General features: G+C 71.1%; 24 protein-coding genes. 13 read left to right on the top strand and 11 right to left on the bottom strand.

Features of this window, described 5'->3' with window-relative positions:
• Positions 1–57: 57 nt before the first annotated feature.
• Positions 58–693 carry a type IV pili motility protein SglT gene (sglT, locus tag AABA78_RS36405; RefSeq protein ID WP_338270075.1) on the bottom strand — a complete coding sequence of 212 codons (636 nt, stop codon included), beginning with the start codon at positions 691–693 and terminating at the stop codon, positions 58–60.
• 169 nt (positions 694–862) lie between these two features.
• Between sglT and AABA78_RS36400 the strand changes: the two genes are divergently transcribed.
• From AABA78_RS36400 to AABA78_RS36390, 3 genes are read left to right on the top strand one after another with little or no spacing between them, the layout of a single operon-like run.
• A complete protein-coding gene (locus AABA78_RS36400) occupies positions 863–1,801 on the top strand; it encodes an alpha/beta fold hydrolase (protein WP_338270074.1) in 939 nt (312 codons plus the stop codon).
• A 36-nt stretch (positions 1,802–1,837) separates the two neighbouring features.
• Positions 1,838–2,266, top strand: a complete 429-nt coding sequence (locus AABA78_RS36395) for a hypothetical protein (protein ID WP_043321345.1) — start codon at positions 1,838–1,840, stop codon at positions 2,264–2,266.
• Entirely contained in the window at positions 2,263–2,769 is a 507-nt protein-coding gene (locus AABA78_RS36390; protein ID WP_338270072.1) for a hypothetical protein, read from the top strand. Before AABA78_RS36395 ends, AABA78_RS36390 begins: the two co-directional genes overlap by 4 nt.
• 64 nt (positions 2,770–2,833) lie before the next feature.
• Here the strand turns inward: AABA78_RS36390 and AABA78_RS36385 are convergent, their stop codons facing one another.
• The 3 genes from AABA78_RS36385 to AABA78_RS36375 are packed head-to-tail and all read right to left on the bottom strand — an operon-like array spanning position 2,834 to position 6,005.
• Positions 2,834–4,030 carry a class I SAM-dependent methyltransferase gene (locus AABA78_RS36385; protein WP_171437591.1) on the bottom strand — a complete coding sequence of 399 codons (1,197 nt, stop codon included), beginning with the start codon at positions 4,028–4,030 and terminating at the stop codon, positions 2,834–2,836.
• Positions 4,027–4,866, bottom strand: coding sequence for an HAD-IIB family hydrolase (locus AABA78_RS36380; protein ID WP_338270071.1), 840 nt, complete (start codon positions 4,864–4,866; stop codon positions 4,027–4,029). The genes AABA78_RS36385 and AABA78_RS36380 overlap by 4 nt, the downstream gene beginning before the upstream one ends.
• The gene (locus tag AABA78_RS36375; protein ID WP_338270070.1) at positions 4,863–6,005 is read right to left on the bottom strand and encodes a hypothetical protein; all 1,143 of its coding nucleotides are present in this window, start codon (positions 6,003–6,005) and stop codon (positions 4,863–4,865) included. The genes AABA78_RS36380 and AABA78_RS36375 overlap by 4 nt, the downstream gene beginning before the upstream one ends.
• A gap of 88 nt (positions 6,006–6,093) precedes the next feature.
• On the opposite strand from AABA78_RS36375, the gene AABA78_RS36370 reads away from it, so the two are divergent.
• From AABA78_RS36370 to AABA78_RS36355, 4 genes are read left to right on the top strand one after another with little or no spacing between them, the layout of a single operon-like run.
• Positions 6,094–7,035: a magnesium transporter CorA family protein gene (locus AABA78_RS36370; RefSeq protein WP_171420976.1), complete on the top strand. Its 942-nt coding sequence runs from the start codon at positions 6,094–6,096 to the stop codon at positions 7,033–7,035.
• 41 nt (positions 7,036–7,076) lie between these two features.
• Positions 7,077–7,862, top strand: coding sequence for an alpha/beta fold hydrolase (locus AABA78_RS36365; protein WP_338270068.1), 786 nt, complete (start codon positions 7,077–7,079; stop codon positions 7,860–7,862).
• A 34-nt stretch (positions 7,863–7,896) separates the two neighbouring features.
• A complete protein-coding gene (locus AABA78_RS36360; RefSeq protein ID WP_338270067.1) occupies positions 7,897–8,166 on the top strand; it encodes a carboxymuconolactone decarboxylase family protein in 270 nt (89 codons plus the stop codon).
• Between the two features lie 60 nt (positions 8,167–8,226).
• On the top strand, positions 8,227–8,559 hold the full coding sequence (locus tag AABA78_RS36355) for a carboxymuconolactone decarboxylase family protein (RefSeq protein ID WP_338270066.1): 333 nt from the start codon (positions 8,227–8,229) through the stop codon (positions 8,557–8,559).
• A 2-nt stretch (positions 8,560–8,561) separates the two neighbouring features.
• Here the strand turns inward: AABA78_RS36355 and AABA78_RS36350 are convergent, their stop codons facing one another.
• From AABA78_RS36350 to AABA78_RS36335, 4 genes are all read right to left on the bottom strand, one after another.
• Complete coding sequence (locus tag AABA78_RS36350; RefSeq protein WP_338270065.1) at positions 8,562–8,942, bottom strand: hypothetical protein; 381 nt, start codon at positions 8,940–8,942, stop codon at positions 8,562–8,564.
• Positions 8,943–8,978: 36 nt separating this feature from the next.
• Positions 8,979–9,986 carry a dipeptidase gene (locus tag AABA78_RS36345; RefSeq protein WP_338270091.1) on the bottom strand — a complete coding sequence of 336 codons (1,008 nt, stop codon included), beginning with the start codon at positions 9,984–9,986 and terminating at the stop codon, positions 8,979–8,981.
• A 63-nt stretch (positions 9,987–10,049) separates the two neighbouring features.
• Positions 10,050–11,183 (bottom strand): serine/threonine-protein kinase, encoded by a 1,134-nt coding sequence (locus AABA78_RS36340; protein ID WP_338270064.1) that lies wholly within the window; start codon positions 11,181–11,183, stop codon positions 10,050–10,052.
• Between the two features lie 219 nt (positions 11,184–11,402).
• Positions 11,403–12,020 (bottom strand): SPFH domain-containing protein, encoded by a 618-nt coding sequence (locus AABA78_RS36335; protein ID WP_338270063.1) that lies wholly within the window; start codon positions 12,018–12,020, stop codon positions 11,403–11,405.
• 335 nt (positions 12,021–12,355) lie between these two features.
• On the opposite strand from AABA78_RS36335, the gene thiS reads away from it, so the two are divergent.
• From thiS to AABA78_RS36305, 6 genes are all read left to right on the top strand, one after another.
• Positions 12,356–12,559: a sulfur carrier protein ThiS gene (thiS, locus tag AABA78_RS36330; protein WP_120530083.1), complete on the top strand. Its 204-nt coding sequence runs from the start codon at positions 12,356–12,358 to the stop codon at positions 12,557–12,559.
• A gap of 26 nt (positions 12,560–12,585) precedes the next feature.
• Positions 12,586–13,371, top strand: a complete 786-nt coding sequence (locus AABA78_RS36325) for a thiazole synthase (RefSeq protein WP_120552339.1) — start codon at positions 12,586–12,588, stop codon at positions 13,369–13,371.
• Positions 13,372–13,373: 2 nt separating this feature from the next.
• Positions 13,374–13,988 (top strand): thiamine phosphate synthase, encoded by a 615-nt coding sequence (locus AABA78_RS36320; protein WP_338270062.1) that lies wholly within the window; start codon positions 13,374–13,376, stop codon positions 13,986–13,988.
• Positions 13,989–14,095: 107 nt separating this feature from the next.
• Positions 14,096–15,139, top strand: coding sequence for a hypothetical protein (locus AABA78_RS36315; RefSeq protein WP_338270061.1), 1,044 nt, complete (start codon positions 14,096–14,098; stop codon positions 15,137–15,139).
• 6 nt (positions 15,140–15,145) lie between these two features.
• A complete protein-coding gene (locus tag AABA78_RS36310) occupies positions 15,146–16,030 on the top strand; it encodes a DUF4129 domain-containing protein (RefSeq protein ID WP_338270059.1) in 885 nt (294 codons plus the stop codon).
• Positions 16,027–17,211: a DUF4350 domain-containing protein gene (locus tag AABA78_RS36305; protein WP_338270058.1), complete on the top strand. Its 1,185-nt coding sequence runs from the start codon at positions 16,027–16,029 to the stop codon at positions 17,209–17,211. Before AABA78_RS36310 ends, AABA78_RS36305 begins: the two co-directional genes overlap by 4 nt.
• A gap of 72 nt (positions 17,212–17,283) precedes the next feature.
• Here the strand turns inward: AABA78_RS36305 and exoP are convergent, their stop codons facing one another.
• From exoP to AABA78_RS36290, 3 genes are all read right to left on the bottom strand, one after another.
• On the bottom strand, positions 17,284–18,486 hold the full coding sequence (gene exoP / locus AABA78_RS36300) for a spore coat polysaccharide biosynthesis glycosyltransferase ExoP (RefSeq protein WP_120529628.1): 1,203 nt from the start codon (positions 18,484–18,486) through the stop codon (positions 17,284–17,286).
• 86 nt (positions 18,487–18,572) lie between these two features.
• Positions 18,573–19,634 carry a glycosyltransferase family 4 protein gene (locus AABA78_RS36295; protein WP_338270057.1) on the bottom strand — a complete coding sequence of 354 codons (1,062 nt, stop codon included), beginning with the start codon at positions 19,632–19,634 and terminating at the stop codon, positions 18,573–18,575.
• A gap of 33 nt (positions 19,635–19,667) precedes the next feature.
• Positions 19,668–20,198, bottom strand: a complete 531-nt coding sequence (locus AABA78_RS36290) for a serine O-acetyltransferase (RefSeq protein WP_171421160.1) — start codon at positions 20,196–20,198, stop codon at positions 19,668–19,670.
• Positions 20,199–20,235: the final 37 nt, after the last annotated feature.

Genomic DNA, 20,235 nt, shown 5'->3' with positions numbered 1-20,235 from the left:
GCAAGGCGCCGGGGATGAAGAAACGTGAAGAAGTCCAACGGTTTGCACGCCCCCGCCCTACCCGCCCGCCAGCCGCTGGAGCCACGCCGCCGCCGCCCGGCCCACCTGGGGAAGGTTGCGATGGAAGGTCGCCCCGGCATCGTCGATGACCTCTAAATCCCCCCCGGCCTCGGCGACAGCGGCGGCCAGCGCCGCCCGGGGCACCCGGGTGTCCTCCGCCCCCACAATCACCAGCAGCGGACATGACAGTCGCACGAGCGACAGCGGATCCACATCCGGCGCCACCAGACACAGTCCGCCCACCGCCGGGTGCCGCTCCTGGAGCGCCAGCGCCACCCGGGCCCCACCGTGCAGCGACGCCACCGCGAGCGCGGACGTGCCCGCGTTCTCCAGCGCCACCCGCATCGCGGCCTCCGCGTCCTCCACCAGCGCCCCGCCGGTGCCCCGGACGCCCTGGCTGGCCCCCACGCCCCGGTGGTTGAAGCGCAGGGTGGGAAAGCCCGCCCGCGCCACCGCGAAGGCCAGCTCCGCCGCCACGACGTGATCCATCCCGCCCCCCTCCTCCGGCCGGGGCGGGAGGATGAGCAGCGGCGGCGACCTCTGCCCCCGGTGCACCGTGCCCTCCATCACCGCTCCGTCCGAACCCACCGGGATGAGCGTGGAGCGCTCCAGGAACTGACCTTTCTGGACCATGCCCCCACCTTAACCGCCCCCTCCCGCCCCACCCTGGCCAGACGCGCGCAACGCAGCGCGTTGCACACATTCCGTGACCTGCTCGCAACTTTTCGGCGCTTCGGGTGAGAATGGATCAACGCAACAAGCTTTCCCTTCCCCCTTCAAAAATCCGCAGGAGCCTCAAGCCATGGGAACCATCGGGCGCACCTCCAACAACAACATCGCGCGCACCACCACGACGGGGACGACCAACACGGCCCCCACGGCCAAGCCGGTCGCCCCCGCGACGGCGAAGCCGGCCAACACCGTGAAGGACGGCTTCGACGCGAAGGCGACGAACAGCGCGGTGCGCACCGCGGCCCCCGCGGCCGTGTTCACCGCCCCGGCGGGTGCGAAGGACAAGGCCTATGACGGCAAGATCATGGGCAAGGGCGGCCAGGCGTTCGACGCGAGCACCCCGCTGAGCCAGATCCCGGCCTACGAGCCCAAGGGCGGCGTGAAGAGCCCCGGCACCATCATCTACGTGAACGGGATGATGACGGACAAGGCGGGCCAGGAGACCACGATGCAGGCCATCGCGGACAAGACGGGCCAGAAGACCATCGGCATCCACAACTCCACCGAGGGCTTCTTCAAGGACCTGGGCCAGTGCGTGACGGACAAGCTGGACAAGGGCAAGAACCCGGCCGTGGACACGCTGGCGGACTCGCTCTACACCGAGCTGAAGGCCGGCCGTGACGTGCACCTGATGGCGCACAGCCAGGGTGGCCTCATCACCAGCCGCGCGCTGAACGACGTGGCCAAGCGGCTGCGCATCGAAGACGGGATGTCCCCCGCGCAGGTGCAGGAGAAGCTGGGCAAGGTCTCCGTGGAGACCTTCGGCGCCGCGGCGGCGACCTACCCGGACGGCCCCAAGTACGTCCACTACGTCAACGACAAGGACCCCGTGCCGGGCCTCTTCGGTCTGGGCACCAGCGGCAAGGGCCCCCTGGACCTGCTCAAGCACGCGGGCAAGGACGCGAAGATCCGCTACTTCTCCGAGAAGAGCATCTTCTCGGGCGCGCACAACATCAACGACACGTACCTCAACCAGCGCGTCCCGTTCGACCAGGCCCGCGCCGGCTAGTTCTCATCCCGGGTCCGGACTGGTATGACTGCACGTATGACGCTCGAAGAAGCCCAGCGACTGGTGCAGTCATTCATCCGGGCCCACGGAGGCGATGCGCAGGCCTCCGGGCTGAACGCGAAGGGATTTGGCGGCGCCGCGCTTGGCGACGCGCAGGTCTACTTCGAGCATGTGAAGGACTCGGGGGCGCTGAAGTGCAGCGCCCTCATCTACCGCTTCCGCGACGCGCCCCGGCCGGGCGTCATCGACGGCTTCCGTGACGAAGAGAAGAAGGGCACGGACGCCGGCGGCGGCAAGGTGGACTACGAGACCGAGAACAAGTCCCTCTTCCTGAGCCGCACGTACGGCGTGGTGCCGTCGGAGCAGCAGTTCAAGGAAGACGTCGACCGGCTCGTGGAAGCCAGCCTCGTGTGGGGCGACGAAGTGTTCAACCGCGTCGCGGACCGCGTCATCCCCGCGAAGTGATCAGCTCCTTTACCAGCAAGCTGCAGTGGCTCCTGTCCACCATGGGCATGGCGCGTCCGGCGCCGCCCGCGGGCGGACCGATGACGCGCGACGCGGCCCGGCAGCTGGTGAAGTGGTACCTCCAGTCCCAGGGCGCCGGCGTCAGCGAAGGCCTCAACGAACAGGGACTGGGCGGCATGCTCAACGGCGAGGGCCAGTACGCCTTCGAGCACGTCGAGTCCCCGCCCGCGCTCAAGTGCAGCGCGCTCATCTACCGGTTCCGTGAACCGCCCAAGCCCGGCATCATCGAGGGCTTCCGGCAGCAGCAGGAAGAGGGCACGGACACCGGCGGCGGCAACGTCGACTTCGAGCCCGGCAGCGGCAGCCTCTTCCTGACCCGCACCTACGAAGTCGTGCCGGACGGCCGCGAGTTCACCCGCGACCTGGACCGGCTGGGCAAGGCCAGCGTCGTCTGGGGCAAGGACGTGCTGGACCGCGTGGCCCACAAGGTCTTCGGCACCTGAGCGGCCCCCGTTGTCCCCTGGAGGCGCGCCTCATGACAGGCGCGCCCCGGCTCCGGGCGGTCCGCTACACGGACTGCATCACGTAGAACTTGAGGTACTTCCCTTCCGGGAACTGCAGGCGCACGGGGTGGTCCGGCGGCTGGTAGCGCTCCTCCACCAGCGCCAGGTCCACGCCGGCCTTGAAGCCTGCCTCGCGCACGGCGCCCATGAACATGTCCCCCGTCACGCGCGCGGAGCACGACGCGGTGGCCAGCAGGCCGCCGGGACGCAAGAGCGCCAGGGCCTGCCGGTTGAGCGACGCATAACCGTCCACGGCCGCCTCCACCGCGCGCTGGCTCTTCGCGAAGGCGGGCGGGTCCAGGATGATGAGGTCGAACGTGCGCCCCTCCTCCTTGAACGACTGGATGAGCGCGAACACGTCCGCCGCCAGGAAGTCGTGCTTCGCCGCCGGCAGCCCGTTGCGGGTGAAGTTCTCCCGCGCCAGGGCGATGGCCTCCGGATCCTGATCCACGGAGAAGACGCTGTTGGCGCCGCCCAGCGCCGCGTTCACGGAGAAGCCGCCGCTGAAGCTGAAGCAGTTGAGCACGTCCCTCCCCTGCCCCAGCCGGCGGATGAGGTGGCGGTTCTCCCGCTGATCCAGGAAGAACCCCGTCTTCTGCCCCTTCCACGCGTCCACCAGGAAGATGGCGCCGCGCTCGCGGATGGGGATGAGCTCCGGGGCCTCCTCGCCCCACAGCATCTTCCCGCTGCCGCGCCCGTCGTCCTCCTCCACGTCGTCGCGCCCCACCTCGTCACGGCCGAGGATGCCCTTGAGGCCCGGGACGCCCGCCTTCAGCGCCTCCACGATGAGGGGGCGGTAGGGGGTGAGGCCCGCGGAGTACAGCTTCATCACCGCCCAGCCCGCGTACAGGTCCACCACGACGCCGGGCAGGCCGTCGCCCTCGCCGTGGATGAGGCGGTAGCTGTCCGTGTCCTTCAGGTCGATGAGCGCCGTGCGCGCGGCCAGGGCGCGCTGCACGCGCTGGGTGATGAAGCGCGAGTCCACCGTCTCGCGCGAGTCGCGCGTGAGCACGCGGACAGCGATGGCCGAGTGCGGGTCATAGTACCCGCGCGCGACGAACTTCCCGTTCTCCGTCAGGTCCACCACGCTGCCGGCGGGGATGCGCGGCATGTGCTCCAGGGCCTTGCGGAACACCCACGGGTGCCCCGCGCGCAGGTGACGCCCCAGGCCCCGGGCCAGCTCCAGCTTCACGACATTCACGTTGAAACTCCTCGACTGCGGACCGTCCGGCGGCGGGCGAGGAGGGCACGCGCCAGCTCCTCGAAGCCCCGCCCCTCGGGCGCCCGGGTGATGAAGGCCGGCGGCGCATCGATGCGGTCCAGCACCGCGCGCACGTTGGCCACGCCCACGCCCAGCTTGAACGCCTGGAACATCGGAGCGTCGTTGAAAGAATCCCCCGCATAGACGTACCGGCCGTCCGCGGGCTCCAGCTTCTCGCCCCACGCCACCCTGGCGAAACGCCGCGACGCGGAGAGCTTGTCGAAGCGGCCCAGCCAGCAGTTGACGTGGACGGACGAACGCACCGCCGTCACGCCCCGCGCCTGGAGCAGCGACTCGATGCGGGACGCGCCCGCGTCGCCCAGCCGGGCCTCCTCGTTGTAATCCACGGCGAGGTCCACTTCCGTGTAGCGGCTGTCCACGGACAGGCGCGCGCCGGGCACCTGGGCGAGCACGCGCTGGACCTCCTTCTCCAGGCGCTGGCGGTTCGCCACCCGCTGGGCCGGCGGCTCCAGGTACACCTTGCGCAGCTTCCCCCTGACGTCCTTGAGGAAGAACAGCCCGCCGTTCTCAACGACGACGCCGTCCACGGGGAGCTGCCGGGCCCACGCCTCGCCCCAGCCCGCCGGCCGGCCGCTCACCAGCACCACGCGCAGGCCGGACGCGGACAGCTGCTCCAGGGCGCGCACCGTCTGGCTGCGCAGCTTGTGGCCCGTCGTCAGCGTGCCGTCCACATCGGTGAAGACGCCCTGCACGCCGGACAGGTCCGCCTGCCGCAGGGGGCGCGGCTCCGCGACCTTCGCTCTGACGGTCGTCACATCACGTCCAGTTGCGCGAGCTGGGCCTGGAAGGACTCGATGGTGGAGAGCAGCTCCGGCCCCGTGAGCGTGGCGAGCTTCAGCTTGCGCGCCTTGCGCAGGAACGCGTCCATGGTCGCGTCCCGGCCATAGAGCGACTGCGCGCTGGCCGCGGCCTCCGCCAGCGCCTTGGCGGACGCGACCGGGTCCTTCTTCGACTGGGACAGCGCGCGCTCCAGGCGCACGCCGCACGCGGCCCACACCTCGCGGTCGTGGAGGACGAGCAGCTGGCGCTGGTTCACCGCGGAAAGGCTCCGCACCAGCGCGTCCAGGCCTTCCGTCACCGCCAGCAGCCGTCCCTGCTCCGGGGCGGACTCGAGCGCGAGCGCGCCGATCTCCGCGCGGGCCTCGACGATGTGGCGCTTGTCCTGCGCGCGCAGGTTCCGGTACGCGGCGGTGCGGCCGAAGGCGTCCAGCTCCGTCTGGAGCTGCTGCGCGTTCCACAGCACCTCCTCCGGCTTCGCGTCACGCACCTTGTTGAGCCGCGCCGCGACGATGCGCGACAGGTCGGACGTGATGGCGCGCACGGTGACGGCCGCCTTCACCTCCGCCTCGTAGCCGGGCACCACCTGGGCGCGCGACACCTCGCCGAAGGTGCTCGCGGACTCGAAGACGAGCTGGCTCATCTGTTCGCGGTATTCGGACCGGAAACGTTGGATTTCCGCCAGCAGCTGCCAGCGGTCGCTCACCACGGACGGGTTGCGCATGGCCTCGCCCAGCTGGGTGATGCTCTGGGCCAGTTTCGCCATGCCCTCCTGGAGCATGCCGGGCACGTCCCCGGGGCCCTTGCTGGACACGGACGCCTGGGGCGCGCCGGGGAACTGCTCCCGGATGACGTTGAGCAGCGCGTTGACGTCCATCACCGTGTCGCGGATGACGGGCGCCATCTCCTCCCAGAGCGACAGGTCGGGGCTGGCGTCGACGACGGGCGTCTCGTACTTCACCAGGTCCAGGTCGCTCAGCCGGGAGATGGCCTGGGCCGCGGCGAGATACACCGCGCGCAGCCGCGCCGCGAAGGCGCGGTCGGGCAGCGACTGGAGGATTTGTTCGAGCCTCGGGGTCAGGGAGGCCGGCGGGGGATTCTCGGCGGCAGCGGACACGTTGCCCCCACTCTACCGCTCGACATCGCGTCCGGGGAGTTCTAGCAAGCGTCCCGGGCCCGACAGGTGGGCCGGGGAGTCCACGGAAATGATCCAGGTCTGTCTGTGGGAGGACGGCAGGGCTGTCTCGGGGGGTGAGGAGCTGCTCGACCGGCCAGGGCCCAAGTGGATCGACGTCCTGGAGCCGGACGCGGAGGTGATGGGCCGGCTGGCCGAGCGCTTCCAGCTGCACCGCCTGGCGGTGGAGGACTGCCTGCACCTGGACCAGCGGCCCAAGCTGGAGGAGTACCCGCACCACCAGTTCATCGTGATGCAGGGCTTCAGCTGCGGGTCGGACGTCACGGAGCTCACGCTGCACGAGCAGCACTTCTTCCTCGCGCAGGACTGGCTCATCAGCGTGCACGCGCTGAAGCTGCCCAGCCATGAGGCCGTCGTTCGGCGCGTGCGGGACGACCCCGCCGGCACGCTGGGCCGGGGCGTGGACGTCATCCTCTACCTGCTCACGGACGCGCTCGTGGACGCGCAGTTCCCCATCATGGACGACTTCAGCGACCGGCTGGACGACCTGGAGGACGCCATCTTCGCCCAGCCGGAGCCAGAGCAGCTCCAGCGCATCTTCCAGCTCAAGCGCGCGCTGGTGACGCTGCGCCGCGTGCTGTCCCCGCAGCGGGACGTGGTGGGCATGCTGTCGCGCCGGGGCATCCCGCAGATTCAGGAGAAGACGACGCTGTACTTCCGCGACGTCTACGACCACCTCGTCCGGCTGTACGAACAGATCGACTCCAGCCGCGACGTGGTGGGCAACGTGATGGACGGCTACCTGTCCATGGTGGCCAACCGCACCAACGACATCAGCAAGCAGCTCACCATCTTCGCCACCCTCTTCCTGCCCCTGTCCTTCATCGTGGGGTTCTTCGGGCAGAACTTCGAACAGTTGACGCACCCGGGTTGGTACGCCGCCATGTGGGTGACGATGGTGGGCTTCCCGGTGGGGCTGGTGGGCTGGTTCAAGTACAAGAAGTGGATCTGACGCCGCACCCGGACGGCCTCGAGGGTCCGAGGGGAGGACGCATGCTGACGGTCGCCATGGATGGGGTTTCGCTGCACTACCGGGACGTGGGCCAGGGGTTGCCGGTGCTGCTCCTGCACGCCTTCCCGCTGGATGGCTCCGCGTTCGACCGGCAGGTGGCCGCGCTGTCCGGGCGCTACCGCTTCCTCGTGCCGGACCTGCGCGGCTTCGGGCAGAGCCAGCGGGGTGAAGGCCCCACGGAGATGCGGATGCTGGCGCAGGACGCGCTCGCGCTGCTGGACGCGCTGAACATCGACGCGGCGGTGGTGGGCGGCGTGTCCATGGGTGGCTACGCGGCCCTGGCGCTCCTGCGCGAGGACCCGGGCCGGGTGCGCGGGCTGGTGCTGGCGGACACGCAGTGCACCGCGGACGACGCCGCCGGTCGGGACAAGCGAGAGGCCACCGCCCAGCAGGCGCTGAAGGAAGGCACCGCCTCCGTCGTCCAGGGGCTGGTCCCCAAGCTGGTCCACGCGGGGCCGGAGTCCCCGGTGGGCCGCGAGGTGACGAAGCTGGGACTGGCCGTGGCGCCGGAGTCCATCGCCGCCGCGCAGCGGGGCATGGCGCTGCGGCTGGACAGCAAGGACCTGCTCGCGCGCTACGCGGGGCCCGCGCTCGTCGTGGTGGGCGAGCACGACACCGTGACGCCCCTGGCGAAGGCGAAGCAGATGGCGGACCTGGTCCAGGGCGCGCGGCTGGAGGTCATCCCCGGCGCGGCGCACCTGCCCAACCAGGAACAGCCGGACGCCTTCAACACGGTGCTGGACAGCTTCCTCGCGTCACTGGCCTGATGGCCGTCCCCGTCCAAAGCCAGGGAAGTGCGCGATGAGGAAGTCCCCCGCCCCGGAAGCCATGTACCTGCCCGACGTCGAGTCGCACGAGTCCGACGGGCACTACGGGAAGCTGATCGCCATGGCCCGCGCCGGGGGCATGACGCCGCCGGGCATCTGGCACCTGTTCGCGTTCAAGCCGCGCATGACGGACGCGCTGTCCGCCTTCACCCACGAGGTGATGCGCGGCCCGTCCCCGCTGTCCGCCGGGCTGCGGGAGCTCATCGCCGCGTACACGTCGCGGCGCAACGCCTGCGTGTTTTGAACGGGCTCCCACGCCGCGGTCGCGGCGGAATTGCTGGGCAGCACGGAGCATGTCCAGGCAGTGCTGGACGATGTGAGCACGGCCCCCATCCCGGAGGCCGAGAAGGCGCTGTTCGCCTTCGTGGACCGACTCAACGACGCGCCCGGAGACGTGCGCCGCGAGGACGTGGAGCGCCTGAAGGCGGCCGGCTGGACGGACGAGGCCGTCTACGACGCGGTCTCCGTCTGCGCGCTGTTCAACTTCTACAACCGGTGGATTGACGGCACCGGCGTCCAGGGCCTCTCACCGGCCATGTACGAGCGGTCCGCGAAGCGCATGGCCGCGGGCGGCTACCTGCCCGCGCCGCCCCCCGGCGCCCCACCGCCATCCTCCAGCGGGGAACCGGAGCGCTGAAGTCAGGGCTGGCAGACGGCCTGCCCGTCCTGCACGGCGCAGGACGAGCAATCCGCCGTCTTCACCAGCACGCCCTGCCGGCACGTGAGGAGCGCGGCGCTGTTCGGGCTGCACACGCCCTTGCCCTCCGCGTCCGTGGCGCAGCCGTCGTTCTCCTGGTTGAGGGACGTGTCGCACCGTACGCTGTCCGCCAGCTCGCGGCACCCCAGCGGTCCACGGCACGCCAGCGGACGCCAGACGCCGTTGCGGCACTCCAGCGCCTGCGCGTCGTCCTGGCACACGTAGTCGCCGCCGTCACACGAGTCGCCCGAGCCCGGCCCGCCACAGCCGGAAAGGAGGAAGAAACCGACGAGGGACAGGAGCGCGAGGGGAAGACGGTTCATGGGTGGCGGCGACTCTTTTCGACAGGTATTTCGCTGTCAACCGCCGCCGAGCGTCTCGCGGAAGTAACGCCGGAAGTTGCCACCCATCACACGTTCCACCCAGGACTCCGGGTGTCGTTTGAGCAGTGCCTCCGTGAGGCGGGGCAGGTCCGTCACGTCCCGCATGCCCCGGGGCAGCGCCACCATGCCGTCGTAGTCCGAGCCCACGCCCACCCCCTCCTCCCCCATCACGTCCACCGCGTGCTCCACGTGGCGGACCACGTCGTCCCACGTGTCGCCGCCCAGGTACACCGGCGCCAGGATGATGCCCACCACGCCGCCGCGCCGGGCGATGGTGCGCAGCGCCGCGTCGGACAGGTTGCGCCAGCCGCCGCCCGCCTCGCGCACGCCGGTGTGCGAGCAGAAGTAGCGCACCGTGGGGTGCGCGAAGAGGTCCGTGAGCGTCTGTTCGGACGCGTGCGCCACGTCCACGCTCATCCCCAGGCGGGCCATCTCCTCCATCACCTGGTGCCCCAGCGGCGTCAGCCCCCGGTTGCCCATCATGGGAAAGGACGAACCGCCCAGGTCGTTGTTGGACAGGTGCGTGAGCCCCATGAAGCGCACGCCGCGCCGGTGCAGCTCCGCGAGCCGCTCCACCTGGCCTTCAATCGCGTGGCCGCCCTCCACGCCCAGCACCGCCGACAGCCGCCCGTTCGCGAGGTTGTCCTCCAGCCCCGCCCCGGTGGTGGCGACGCGCACGGTGTCCCCGGAGCGGGTGCAGAAGGCGTCCAGTTGCTCAATCTGCCAGAGCGCGCGGGACCACTCGCCGCCGCGCGCCTCGCGGGGCCACTTGCGCCACGCGGCGAACAGCGGGAAGCCGCCAATGAACGGGAAGCCCCGGGTCACCAGCGTGAAGCACTGCAGCTTCACCCCCGCCTCGCGCAGGCGGGGGAAGTCCACGTGCCCCTCCGTCGACCGCTCGCACAGGTCGCGGTTCCACATCAGCGAATCCGCGTGCCCGTCCGCGATGCACCACCGGCGGTGCAGCTCCTTCACGTCACCCATGCCAGCAGTCTTCGCCACGGCCTCCCGCGATGACAAGCACCCCGGGGCGTCCGGAAGGGGGCCTCACGTCCAGTCCGCGCCGTCGTCGTCGCAGCCGTCCCAGAGGTCGTCCTCCAGCGGCAGCCCGGCTTCCGCCTCTCCCAGGGGGCCCACGAGCGCGTCGGTGCGCACCTCCGCCACCTCGCGCAGCGCTTCAGGGGGGCCATAGGGCCGTCCCTCCGCGTTCAGCTGGCCCCGGAGCGCGTCCCGCAGCTCCGCGCCCGTCTGGAAGCGCAGGTCGCGGTCGCGCTGGAGCACCCGCTGGAGCACCGCCCGCATGCCCGGCGACAGGCCTCGCGTGGCCTGCTCCACGTGGGCGGGCGTCAGGCACGCCATGCGCGCGGCCATCAGGGGCGCGGGGAGCCAGCTGGGCGTCTCCGCGCACAGCCCGCGCGTCCCGGGCAGGGGCTGGGCCTGCTGCGCGGCGCGCTCCACGTCCTCCAGGTCCAGCAGGTGCAGGCCGGTGAGCAGCTCCAGGAGCACCATCCCCAGGGAGAACAGGTCCGCGCGGCCATCCAGCGGCTGGCCCTCCAGCGCCTCCGGCGAGGCATAGGCCACGTCCCCGCGCACGAGCCCCGGCTCCGTCACCACGCGCCCGGGCAGCCGCGACCACGCGAGCGCGAAGTCCGCCAGCCGCACCCGCCCGTGCACGTCCACGCGCACGGAGCGGGGGCTGACGTCGCGGTGCACCACCCCCACGGGCAGGCCGCGCGAGTCCTCCAGCGCATGGGCGTGGTGGAGCGCGTCCGCCACCTCCGCGCCCACGTACGCGGCGAACGCCTCCGAGAAGGGCCGCCGCCGCAGCGCCGCGAAGCTGGACAGCGTCTCCAGGCACGGCCCGTCCACGTACTCCGTCACCAGGTGGGGCGCCCCGTCGTGGACCCGCACCAGGTACACCGGCGCGATGGCCGGGTGGGACAGCCGCATGAGCAGCTTCACCTCCTCGCGCAGCCGCGCCCGCGCCACGTCATCCGTCACGTCGCGCAGGCGCTTGATGAGCACCAGTCCGCCCGGCGTGCGCGCGTAGTGCCGGCGGGCGAGCAGCAGCTCCCCTCCGGCGCGCGACCCCAGGTAGCGCACCAGCTCATAGGACGTGGCCCCGGTGGTGAAGAGGATGAAGGGCCGGGACGCGGAATACGCGGGGGGATGGGTGGCCATCGTGGCTGACGCTCCTGACGGGAAAGCGCTTCCCGGGGGCGGGAAGGCATGAGGAAGACCTCACGCCCGCGTCCTACCACCCGGGTCAGACATCCCCATCCGACCCCACCGGGTGTTTCCCCGACTAAAAAGGAAACGGCCCCCACCGCGAGGGTGGGAGCCGCCGCCTTCAAGTATTTCCCCAGTCCGTGTTGGACAGGTGCGCGTGAGGCGCGGGGATTACTTGTCCATCTTCTTCACGGCCGCCACCAGGGTGACGTCGCGAGCGACCATGTCCTTGCCGTCCATCACGTAGGAGGCGCGCACCTGCGAGCCTTCCTTGATGTCGTCCAGCTTCACCGCGCGGCTGCCGTTGTCCATCAGCGCGGTCTTGTCGTTGGTCTTGATCTTCAGTTCCTTGTTGCTGCTGTCCACCAGCGTCAGCGTGTCGCCGGACTTGGAAATCACGCGGCCGTTGACGGTGGTCGCCGCGGCGGCGGCGGTGGTGCCGGCCATGCCGGAGCCGCCCGCGGCCAGGTCCTCATTCCGGTTGGCGCGGTCCTCGGCCAGGTCCTCGTTGCGGTTGGCCTGCGCCTCGGCCAGGTCCTTCTCCTCGTCACGGACGTCCTCGTTGGCGCTGGCGATCTTCTCGTTCGCGTCCTGGCGCGCCTCCGCGACGTCCTCGTTGGCGTTCTGCTGCGCGGACGCCAGCTCCTTGCTCTCGTCCTGACGCGCCTCCGCCGTCTCCTGCGCCGCTTCCTGACGGGCCTCGGCGACGTCCTCGCGCTGCTCCTGGACGTCATCCTTCTTGCAGCCGGTGACCATCGTCAGCCCCGCCACCGCCGTGACCGCAATCATGAGCTTCCGCATGTGACTGCCCCCTGTGAGTGTGTTCTGAAGGCCGGTGGTTTTTGTTCCCCGGCGTTGGGCAGAAACTGGTCGCTCCCCTCGTACCTGCACAGCGCTTGTCGCCACGCGAAGGCATGAACAGGGGCGGCCAGCGCATGAGGCAGGGCCTGGCCCCCTGCCTGCTGGGGAAGCGGAACAAAACGCAATCGGGCGCGAAAAATCCGTCTTGGTGCGCTGTAGCAGGCCTGTTGCGTGGGGGAGGCTGTGCGTTGACAGGGCAGAACCGCCCTTGTACTGGCACCGGCGGGTCCCGTCCGAAGGGGGCCGGAAGGAGCCGTGAGGCCGTGAACGTGTGGGTCAACGGAGAAGCGCGGACGCTGCCGGAGGGCAGCACCCTTTCGTCCCTGCTGGCGCTGCTGGAGCTGGGCAGCGGCCCGGGGGTGGCGGTGGAGGTGAACGCGGAGGTGGTACGCCGCGCCCGTCACCCCGAGCACCGGCTCCAGGACGGGGACCGGGTGGAGATCGTCACCTTCGTCGGTGGCGGGTGAGCGCAGGCCCTGGAGAGGAGACGGTCATGAGCGGCATCGCGGACAAGCCTTTCACGCTGGCGGGGGTGACGTTCACCTCGCGGCTCATCGTCGGGACGGGGAAGTACCCCAGCCACGAGGTGATGAAGCAGTGCCACGAAGCGTCGGGCGCGGAGCTCGTCACGGTGGCGGTGCGCCGGTTGGATTTGAAGGCGACGGGCGAGGCGTCGCTGATGAACTGGATCGACCGCAACAAGATGCGCCTCCTGCCCAACACGGCGCTCTGCTACACGGCGGAGGACGCGGTGCGCACCTGCCGGCTGGCGGAAGAGCTGGGCATGAGCAAGTGGGTGAAGCTGGAGGTGCTGGGCGACGAGAAGACGCTCTACCCCGACGTCGAGGAGACGGTGAAGGCGGCGCGCATCCTGGTGAAGGAGGGCTTCACGGTGCTGCCGTACACCAGCGACGACCCCATCACGGCGCGCAAGCTGGAGGACGCGGGCTGCGCGGCGGTGATGCCGCTGGCGGCGCCCATCGGCAGCGGACTGGGCATCCGCAACCCGCACAACCTGCGGCTCATCCGCGAGGTGGTGAAGGTGCCGGTCATCGTGGACGCGGGCGTGGGCACGGCCTCCGACGCGGCCATCGCGATGGAGCTGGGCGTGGACGCGCTGCTCATGAACACCGCCATCGCGGGCGCGAAGGATCCGGTGCGCATGGCCGTGGCGATGAAGAAGGCGGTGGAGGCCGGCCGCGACGCGTTCCTGGCGGGCCGCATCCCGCGCAAGGCGTACGGCTCCGCGTCCAGCCCCATCGAAGGGCTCGTGGAGTAGCGGTGACTGCCCTGCCCCGCCTCGTGGTCATCACGGACTGGCGGCTGCCCCGGGCGCGGCTGTTGACCGCGCTGGAGCAGGCGCTGGAGGCGGGGCCGGAGGTCGCCGTGCAACACCGTCATCCGGAGGCCTCCGGGCGGGTGTTCCTGGAGGAGGCGCGGCTTCTGGCGGAGGTGTGCCGGGGCCGGGCGCTGTTCGTGAACGGGCGGTTGGATGTCGCGCTGCTCGTGGGCGCGCATCTGCACCTGCCGGCGTCGGGCCCTTCGCCCCGCGACGTGCGCCCGTTCCTGCCGGAGGGCCGGCTCGTGAGCGTGGCGGTGCACGACGCTCGCGAGGCGGAAGCCGCGGTGGGGGCGGACCTGGCGCTGGTGAGCCCCGTGTTCGCGCCTGGCTCCAAGCCGGGGGACACGCGCGACACGTTGGGGCCCCGTGGGTTCAGGGCGCTTTCGGAGCGGCTGCCCTGCCCTGCCCTGGCGCTGGGCGGGATGACGGCGGAGCGCGCTCGGGAGGTGCCGGGGGCCTGGGGCGTCGCGGTCATCTCCGCCGTGCTGGAGGCGGAGGATCCGCGCGCCGCGGCCCGGGCGCTGCTGGACACATGCGTGCCGCCTCGCGGCTGAGTGCGAGGACTTCGAAGCCCGAGCCCTGCCCTGAGTCGCGAGCCGGGCCGGGCATGGCTCGTGATGGATGAGCCCGGGCGGTGAAGGCGGCGCTATGCTGCGCGGCCGTGACGCCCTCCCCGACCTCCGTTGAGCTGCGCCCCCTCGCCATCGGAGAAATCATCGACCGTGCGGCGACGTTCTGGCGCGCGCACCTGAAGCCCCTGTTCGTGCTGTGCCTGGGGTTCGACCTGCTCAACTACATCGCGGTCAAGGCGTTCACCGTCGCGATGACGCGCACGGTGGGCGTGCTGCCCGGACTGGGCAAGGCTCCCGCGGGCACGGACCCCACGCAGGCGCTGACCCAGTCCGGCGTCGCGCTGGGGTTGATGATCGTGCTGTATGTGTTCCTGGTCTGGAACTTCTGGATCGCCACCACGGCGGCGGCCCGGTACGTGATTCCCTCGCAGCTGGGGGAGCCCGTGCGGCCTTCGGACGGTCTGCGCCGGGCGGTGTCGCGCCTGGGGACGCTGACCGGGACGTACCTCCTGTCGATTCTGTGGTCCGTGGGTGTGACGGCCCTGCTGTGTCTGCCCGGCTCCATCGTCATGGGGCTGGGGGTGGTCGCGGCCGTCACCGGCAAGGGCTCTGGCGGCGGCACGGCGTTGAGCATCGCGCTGATCATCATCGGCGCCATCGTGCTGGGCCTGGGCGCGCTGGCGGCGGTGCTCTGGTACTTCCTGCGCTTCATGCTCCTGCCGCCAGTGCTGGCCATGGAGGACGTGGGCGCGTGGGCAGCCTTCAAGCGCTCCGGGGCCCTGCTGAAGGGCCGCGTCGAGCCGGGGTTCTTTGGCCGGGGCGCGGTGCGGGCCATGGTGCTGTCCACGGTGGTGGGCGGCATCCTCATCGCGGTGAGCCTGGTGTCGGGCCTGCCCGCGTGGATCGTCCGGCTCGCCTATGGCGGCAACCTGTTGGATCCAGCGGCGCAGGCGGCGATCCCGCAGGCGCTGCTCGTCCCCGCGGAGCTGTTGCAGGTGGTGGGACAGTCGTTCTTCACGCCGCTGAGCTTCGTGGTGTCGGCGTTCTTCTACGTGGACATGCGCGTGCGCCGCGAGGGCCTGGACCTGGAGCGGCGGATCGCGACCTCGGAGCCGGTGACGCAGTCCCCCTGACGCCCCGTGCCCGCCCTGCCCCTGCTCCTCCTGCTGGCCGCCCTGCCCCCGTGCGCTGACCGGGAGGCCGTGTCGCGCCGGCTCGAGGACACGGCGCGCTCCCGGCCCCAGGAGCTGGACGCGGAGGTGAACCGGCTGGTGGAAGCCCTGGACGGCGTGCCCCTGCCGCCCGGGACCTCCGGACAGACGGCGCCGGACCGGGCCCGGCAGCTCACGGTGTACCTGAAGGCCGTGTGCGCCCTGGACGCGGAACCGGCCGTGGCGACCGACGCGACGAGCGAGCCCGAGCGGCTGCGCGCCATCCTCGACCGGCCGGAGTTCGCGAGGGCCCGGCAGCGCAACAGCGACCTGCTGACACGCTTGCTGCGCGAGTTGCAGACCTGGCTGGAAGGCCTCTTCGAATCCAGGGGTGCGCAGGGCTTCGCGGTGGCCACGCGCGCGGTGATGTTGGGCGTGGCGCTGGCGGTGGTGCTGTTCGGCGTGCTGCGGGTGCGGTGGCGCCGGAGCAGGAAGCCCGTCGCCGCGCCGGGAGCGGAAGGAGAAGCCGCGCCCCTGGAGCTGGACACGCCCGGAGAACACCTGGGCCGGGCGCGCACCGCGCTGGAGACGGAGGACGCGCGCGAGGCCATCCGCGAGGGCCTGCTGGGCCTGCTGTCCACGCTGGAGCAGCGCAAGCTGGCTCGGCCGGACCGCGTGAAGACGAACCGCGAACTCGCCGCGGAGCTGCCCACGCGAGGAGCCCCGGCGCGAGTGACGAGCGAGGTGGAACGGCTGGTGGGTTGGTACGACCAGGCCTTCTATTCGCTGGAGCCGGTGTCGCGGGAGGAAGCCGCGCGCTTCGTGGAGTCCGTGGAGCAGCTGCACGGCACGCTCGCGGAGGGCCAGCCGTGAGGAACGCGCGCGTCGCGGTCGTCCTGGGGCTGATGATCGCCGTGGCGCTGGCGGTGGGCCTTGCCTCGCATGAGGCCCCGCCGGACTCTCCCGTGCCTTCCATCACGAACCCGGGCCCCCTGGGCCTCAAGGCCCTCTTCGTCTACCTCCAGGAACGCGGACGCGACGTCAGCGCGCAGGCCTCCTCGCTGGAGTCGCTCCCCTCCGGCACGCGCACGCTGATCATCGCCGCGCCGCAAGCCCGGCCGGTGACGAAGGAGGAGGTCGCCGCGCTGGAGCGCTTCGTCCGGGGCGGCGGCACGCTCGTGTATCTGTCTCCGCACGCGCTGGGCGAATACCAGCCGGGCATGGAGGAGTGGCTCCGGATCGCCACGGGCGCGCTGCCCGGCACCAACCACCAGGGCCTTGCCTCCGAATGGGTGGACCCCGCCGGCGTCACCGTGGACGTGTGGCTTCCCGCGGGCGCGCTGCGCGACCTGTCACTCCTCCGCGTGGCCCGGGACCGGAGCCTGCGGGTGGAACACGAGGACGCGGTGCCGCTCGCGGGGCTGGGCGCCGCGGGCGTGGTGTGGCGCTGGGGCCTGGGCCAGGGCGAGGTCTACGTCGTCGCGGGCCCGGACCTCGCGGAGAACCGGCGCCTGGAGCTGCTCGACAACCTGCGCTTCTGGGATTCGCTCGCCGCGCGCGGCCCCCTGCGCTTCGACGAGTTCCACCACGCCGTCATCACGCGCCCGCCCCTGTCCCAGGGCCTCTGGGTCTTCATCGCGCAGAGCCTCGCCGTGGGGCTCGTCTACGTCGTCTCCCGGGGCACGCGCTTCGGCGCGCCGCGCCCCGTGCGCGTGGAGCGGCACCGTTCTTCGCGCGAATACGTGCGCTCCCTGGGCTGGCTCATGCGCCGCGCGAAGGTGGAGGCGGAGCTGCTGCCGGAGCTGGACACCGCCCTGCGCCGCCTGATGCACGAGCGCCTGGGCATCGCCCCCTCCCTGCCGGACGCCGAGGCCGCGCGCCTGCTGGAGGAGACCTGCGGCGTGCCCGCGCGTGACTACCTGGACGCGAAGGAGGACCTGGTGCGCACGCGGGAGCGCACGCCCATCCGCCCCGCTGACTACACCCGCCTTGCCCGCCGCTACGCCCTGCTGGAGCGCCGCGTGACGGGCCGCGCGGACGACCCGCGTGAATGACGAAGGCGCGATGCCCGGTGCGCTGACACGCCCCGGACCCGCGCCCCCTTGTCGCCCGGTACCGGACCGGACCTACAGCTTCTTGCCCGCCGCGAGCATCGCCTCACCCACGTGCTGGCGGATCTCCGCGACGCGCGCTTCCCAGCTCTCGTGGAAGATCTTCTCCGCGCGCTCCCGGTTCGGGCCCGGGTTGTCCGCCAGCGCCGCGTTGACCTGCTTCACGTAGTCCTCGGGCGTGGTGGCGATGCGGCACAGCCCCACCTTGCGGACCTCCGGCAAATCAGACGACACCACCGGAAGGCCGGACGCCAGGTACTCGCGCACCTTCAGCGGGTTGGAGTTGAGCGTCAGCTCGTTGATGACGAACGGGTTGAGCGCCACGTCGAACGCCTTGTTGTAGCCCGGCAGGTCCGCGTACGGCTTGCGCCCTAGCATGTGGATGTTGGGAACGGCGCGCAGGCGGCTGTCGTCGCAGTCCGGCGTCGTCTTGCCCACGATGACCACCGAGCCCTCCGGGTGCGCCTTTGCGCACGCGATGATGGCGTCCTGATCAATCCAGTCCGCCACCAGGCCGAAGAAGCCGATGATGGGCTTGGGCAGCTTCGCGATGTCCTCCGGAATCTTCGTCTCCGGGTCGCACGCCTTCACGAAGTGCGAGAAGTCCGTGCCGTGGCGCACCAGCACCGTGCGCGGGTTCATGCGCTTCTTGTTCTCGTACAGGCGCTCCGCGGACGTGATGCACATGTCCGCGCGGCGCAAGAGGCGCTCCTCCAGCTCCGCGATGTGCTTGCCGTTCGTGTCGCTGAACGCGGAGAACTCGTCCACGCAGTGGTACACGACGAAGTCCTCGCCCAGCGTACCGGACACCGGCGCGGACGCGGGCAGGAAGCTCCAGGAGATGGGGCGCTCGAACTTCAGCTGCTTCATCGCGCGCAGCACCTGGAGCCGCAGCAGGTGGCGGTTCGCCTGGCGCACCGTCTCCGAGCCGTAGAAGGGAATGGCCAGCGGCGCCAGCACGTGCAGGTTGGGCTCCACCTCGCGGATGCCCTGGGTGAACGTCTTCAGCTTCTTGATGATCCGCTGCGCGTCGTGCGCGTTCGCCTTGGGCGCGCGGTTGCCGATGCTGTTCACCCACAGCACGCGGTTGTCCCGCGAGAGGATCCGCATGATGTGGACCTTCGACAGGGGGTCGCCGTCCCAGTCGTTGGAGAACACCACCAGGTCCCGCCCGCGAAGGGCCCGCTTCGACAAGTCCATCTCTTCACTGCGCCGCATCGTCCACTCCTGAAGTCAAAAGTTCAGTGCTGAAGTCCCTGAAGCGCGCCCCGTCCCCGAAGGCGCCCCAACCCCGTCCCACTCCGTCACGCCGCGTTCACGGTTCCTGCACCTGCCATGCCGGACGGCAGCAACTCCGCGTACACGTCCAGCATCACCGGCCCCGCATCCGGGGCCATCACCTTCGCCGGGCCCGCCGTCAGCGCGTCGCGCACCGCCTGCGCCAACGCCCGCTCGTCCCCGGCCTTGAACAGCCGCGTGCCCTCCGGCCGCGCGCACACGTCGCTGGCCACGCACGGCACGCCCAGCGCCAGCGCCTCGCGCACGGAGAGGGAGTCCCCGTCGTGCGTGGTGGGCCGGATGAAGACGTCGCTCTGGGACAGGAGCCCCAGCGCCTTCGCGTGCTCCAGCTCGCCCAGGTCCTCCAGGAAGCCCGCCACGCCCAGCTCACGCGCGTCACGGATGAACTCCTCGGCGCGCGTGCCCGGGCCGAACAGCGCCAGGCCCACGCCCGGGTGCGTCTCCGCGACGAGCTTCAACGCGCGGAACATCTGCTTGCGCCCGTACACGGGCGACGGGTGGTGCGCCATCGCGAGCAGCGGACGGCGCCGCTCGCGCGCGGCCTCCACCTCCGGCGTCACCGGGCCGGGCAGCACCTGGGACGCGCAGAAGGCCGGATGCACCAGGACCTTCTCCGCCGGCACACCGCACGCGACCACCGCGTCGCGCACCGCCGGGGACACGGCCACCACCCGCGCGTAGCCCGCCAGCGCCGTGCGCGCGAACACGCGCCGGGCCTGCGACTCCGCCAGGTAGTCAGGAATCAGCCCCGAGTGCAGCGTGATGACGCGCGGCGAACGAGGCCCGGGCATGCTGCCCACCAGCGCCGCCAGCACCCACGCCTTCGGGTTGTTGCCGCTGGTGTGCAGGTGGACCGTCCAGCCCGCGGAGGTGAATCCCGCGAGCCGCAGGCCGAAGGCGGCGGCGCCTTGCACGGGGAGGACGTCCGGAGCCGGCCGGCCACCCTTCCCGATGTCGAGCACCTTCGCCTCGACCCCGCGGTCGCGAAGGAATTGATGGAGTTGACGGACGTGGATGGCCACGCCCCCGTACGGCGGCGGGTAGTCCCCGACGAGCAGCACGCGCATGAAGGAAGCCCTCTTCTCCGAAGTAGCCAGTGCCTAGCGCGCGGAAGCCTGCGCGGAGGGCCGGGGAACCTGGGTGAGCTTCGGCGGCGTCCGCGCGGGCAGGAGGCCCATCTCACGCTGGTACGTGGTGAGCGGATCCGGGTCCTGGCGAATGACCTTCGCCGGCACGCCCGCCACCACCGCACCCGAGGGCACGTCCTTCACCACCACCGCGTTGGCGCCAATCACCGCGAAGTCGCCCACGTGGATGTTGCCCAGCACCTTGGCTCCCGCGCCGATGCGCACGTAGTCGCCAATCACCGGCGCGCCCTCCAGCCCGGAGCGCCCGCCAATGGTGACCTGCTGGGAGATGAGGACGTGGCGGCCCACCTTCGCCGCCTTGTGGATGACCACGCCGATGCCGCCGTAGCCCAGCTGCGTCCCCTCGCCCAGCTCCGCGTCCTCGGGGATGTACGAGCTGTGGAGGTAGTAGATGGCCTTGCGCAACACCGCCGGCAGCAACGGCACCCCGCGCTGCTTGAGACCATGTGCCAGCCGGTACAACGTCATCGCGTCGAATCCCATCACGCCTCTCCTCGCCCGCCCGTACTCCGTGACGCCT

The sequence above is a fragment of the Corallococcus caeni genome, assembly GCF_036245865.1.
GTDB lineage: Bacteria > Myxococcota > Myxococcia > Myxococcales > Myxococcaceae > Corallococcus > Corallococcus caeni.
Note: the sequence above shows the minus strand (reverse complement) of the source record. Positions and strands in the feature narration are given on the sequence as shown.

Coding starts and splice junctions, on each gene's coding strand:
- AABA78_RS36400 (WP_338270074.1), top strand. CDS start 863: ATGGGAACCATCGGGCGCACCTCCAACAACAACATCGCGCGCACCACC.
- AABA78_RS36290 (WP_171421160.1), bottom strand. CDS start 20,198: ATGGGATTCGACGCGATGACGTTGTACCGGCTGGCACATGGTCTCAAG.
- exoP (WP_120529628.1), bottom strand. CDS start 18,486: ATGCGGCGCAGTGAAGAGATGGACTTGTCGAAGCGGGCCCTTCGCGGG.
- AABA78_RS36365 (WP_338270068.1), top strand. CDS start 7,077: ATGCTGACGGTCGCCATGGATGGGGTTTCGCTGCACTACCGGGACGTG.
- sglT (WP_338270075.1), bottom strand. CDS start 693: ATGGTCCAGAAAGGTCAGTTCCTGGAGCGCTCCACGCTCATCCCGGTG.
- AABA78_RS36395 (WP_043321345.1), top strand. CDS start 1,838: ATGACGCTCGAAGAAGCCCAGCGACTGGTGCAGTCATTCATCCGGGCC.
- AABA78_RS36360 (WP_338270067.1), top strand. CDS start 7,897: ATGAGGAAGTCCCCCGCCCCGGAAGCCATGTACCTGCCCGACGTCGAG.
- AABA78_RS36345 (WP_338270091.1), bottom strand. CDS start 9,986: ATGGGTGACGTGAAGGAGCTGCACCGCCGGTGGTGCATCGCGGACGGG.
- AABA78_RS36295 (WP_338270057.1), bottom strand. CDS start 19,634: ATGCGCGTGCTGCTCGTCGGGGACTACCCGCCGCCGTACGGGGGCGTG.
- AABA78_RS36325 (WP_120552339.1), top strand. CDS start 12,586: ATGAGCGGCATCGCGGACAAGCCTTTCACGCTGGCGGGGGTGACGTTC.
- AABA78_RS36340 (WP_338270064.1), bottom strand. CDS start 11,183: ATGGCCACCCATCCCCCCGCGTATTCCGCGTCCCGGCCCTTCATCCTC.
- AABA78_RS36370 (WP_171420976.1), top strand. CDS start 6,094: ATGATCCAGGTCTGTCTGTGGGAGGACGGCAGGGCTGTCTCGGGGGGT.
- AABA78_RS36335 (WP_338270063.1), bottom strand. CDS start 12,020: ATGATTGCGGTCACGGCGGTGGCGGGGCTGACGATGGTCACCGGCTGC.
- AABA78_RS36350 (WP_338270065.1), bottom strand. CDS start 8,942: ATGAACCGTCTTCCCCTCGCGCTCCTGTCCCTCGTCGGTTTCTTCCTC.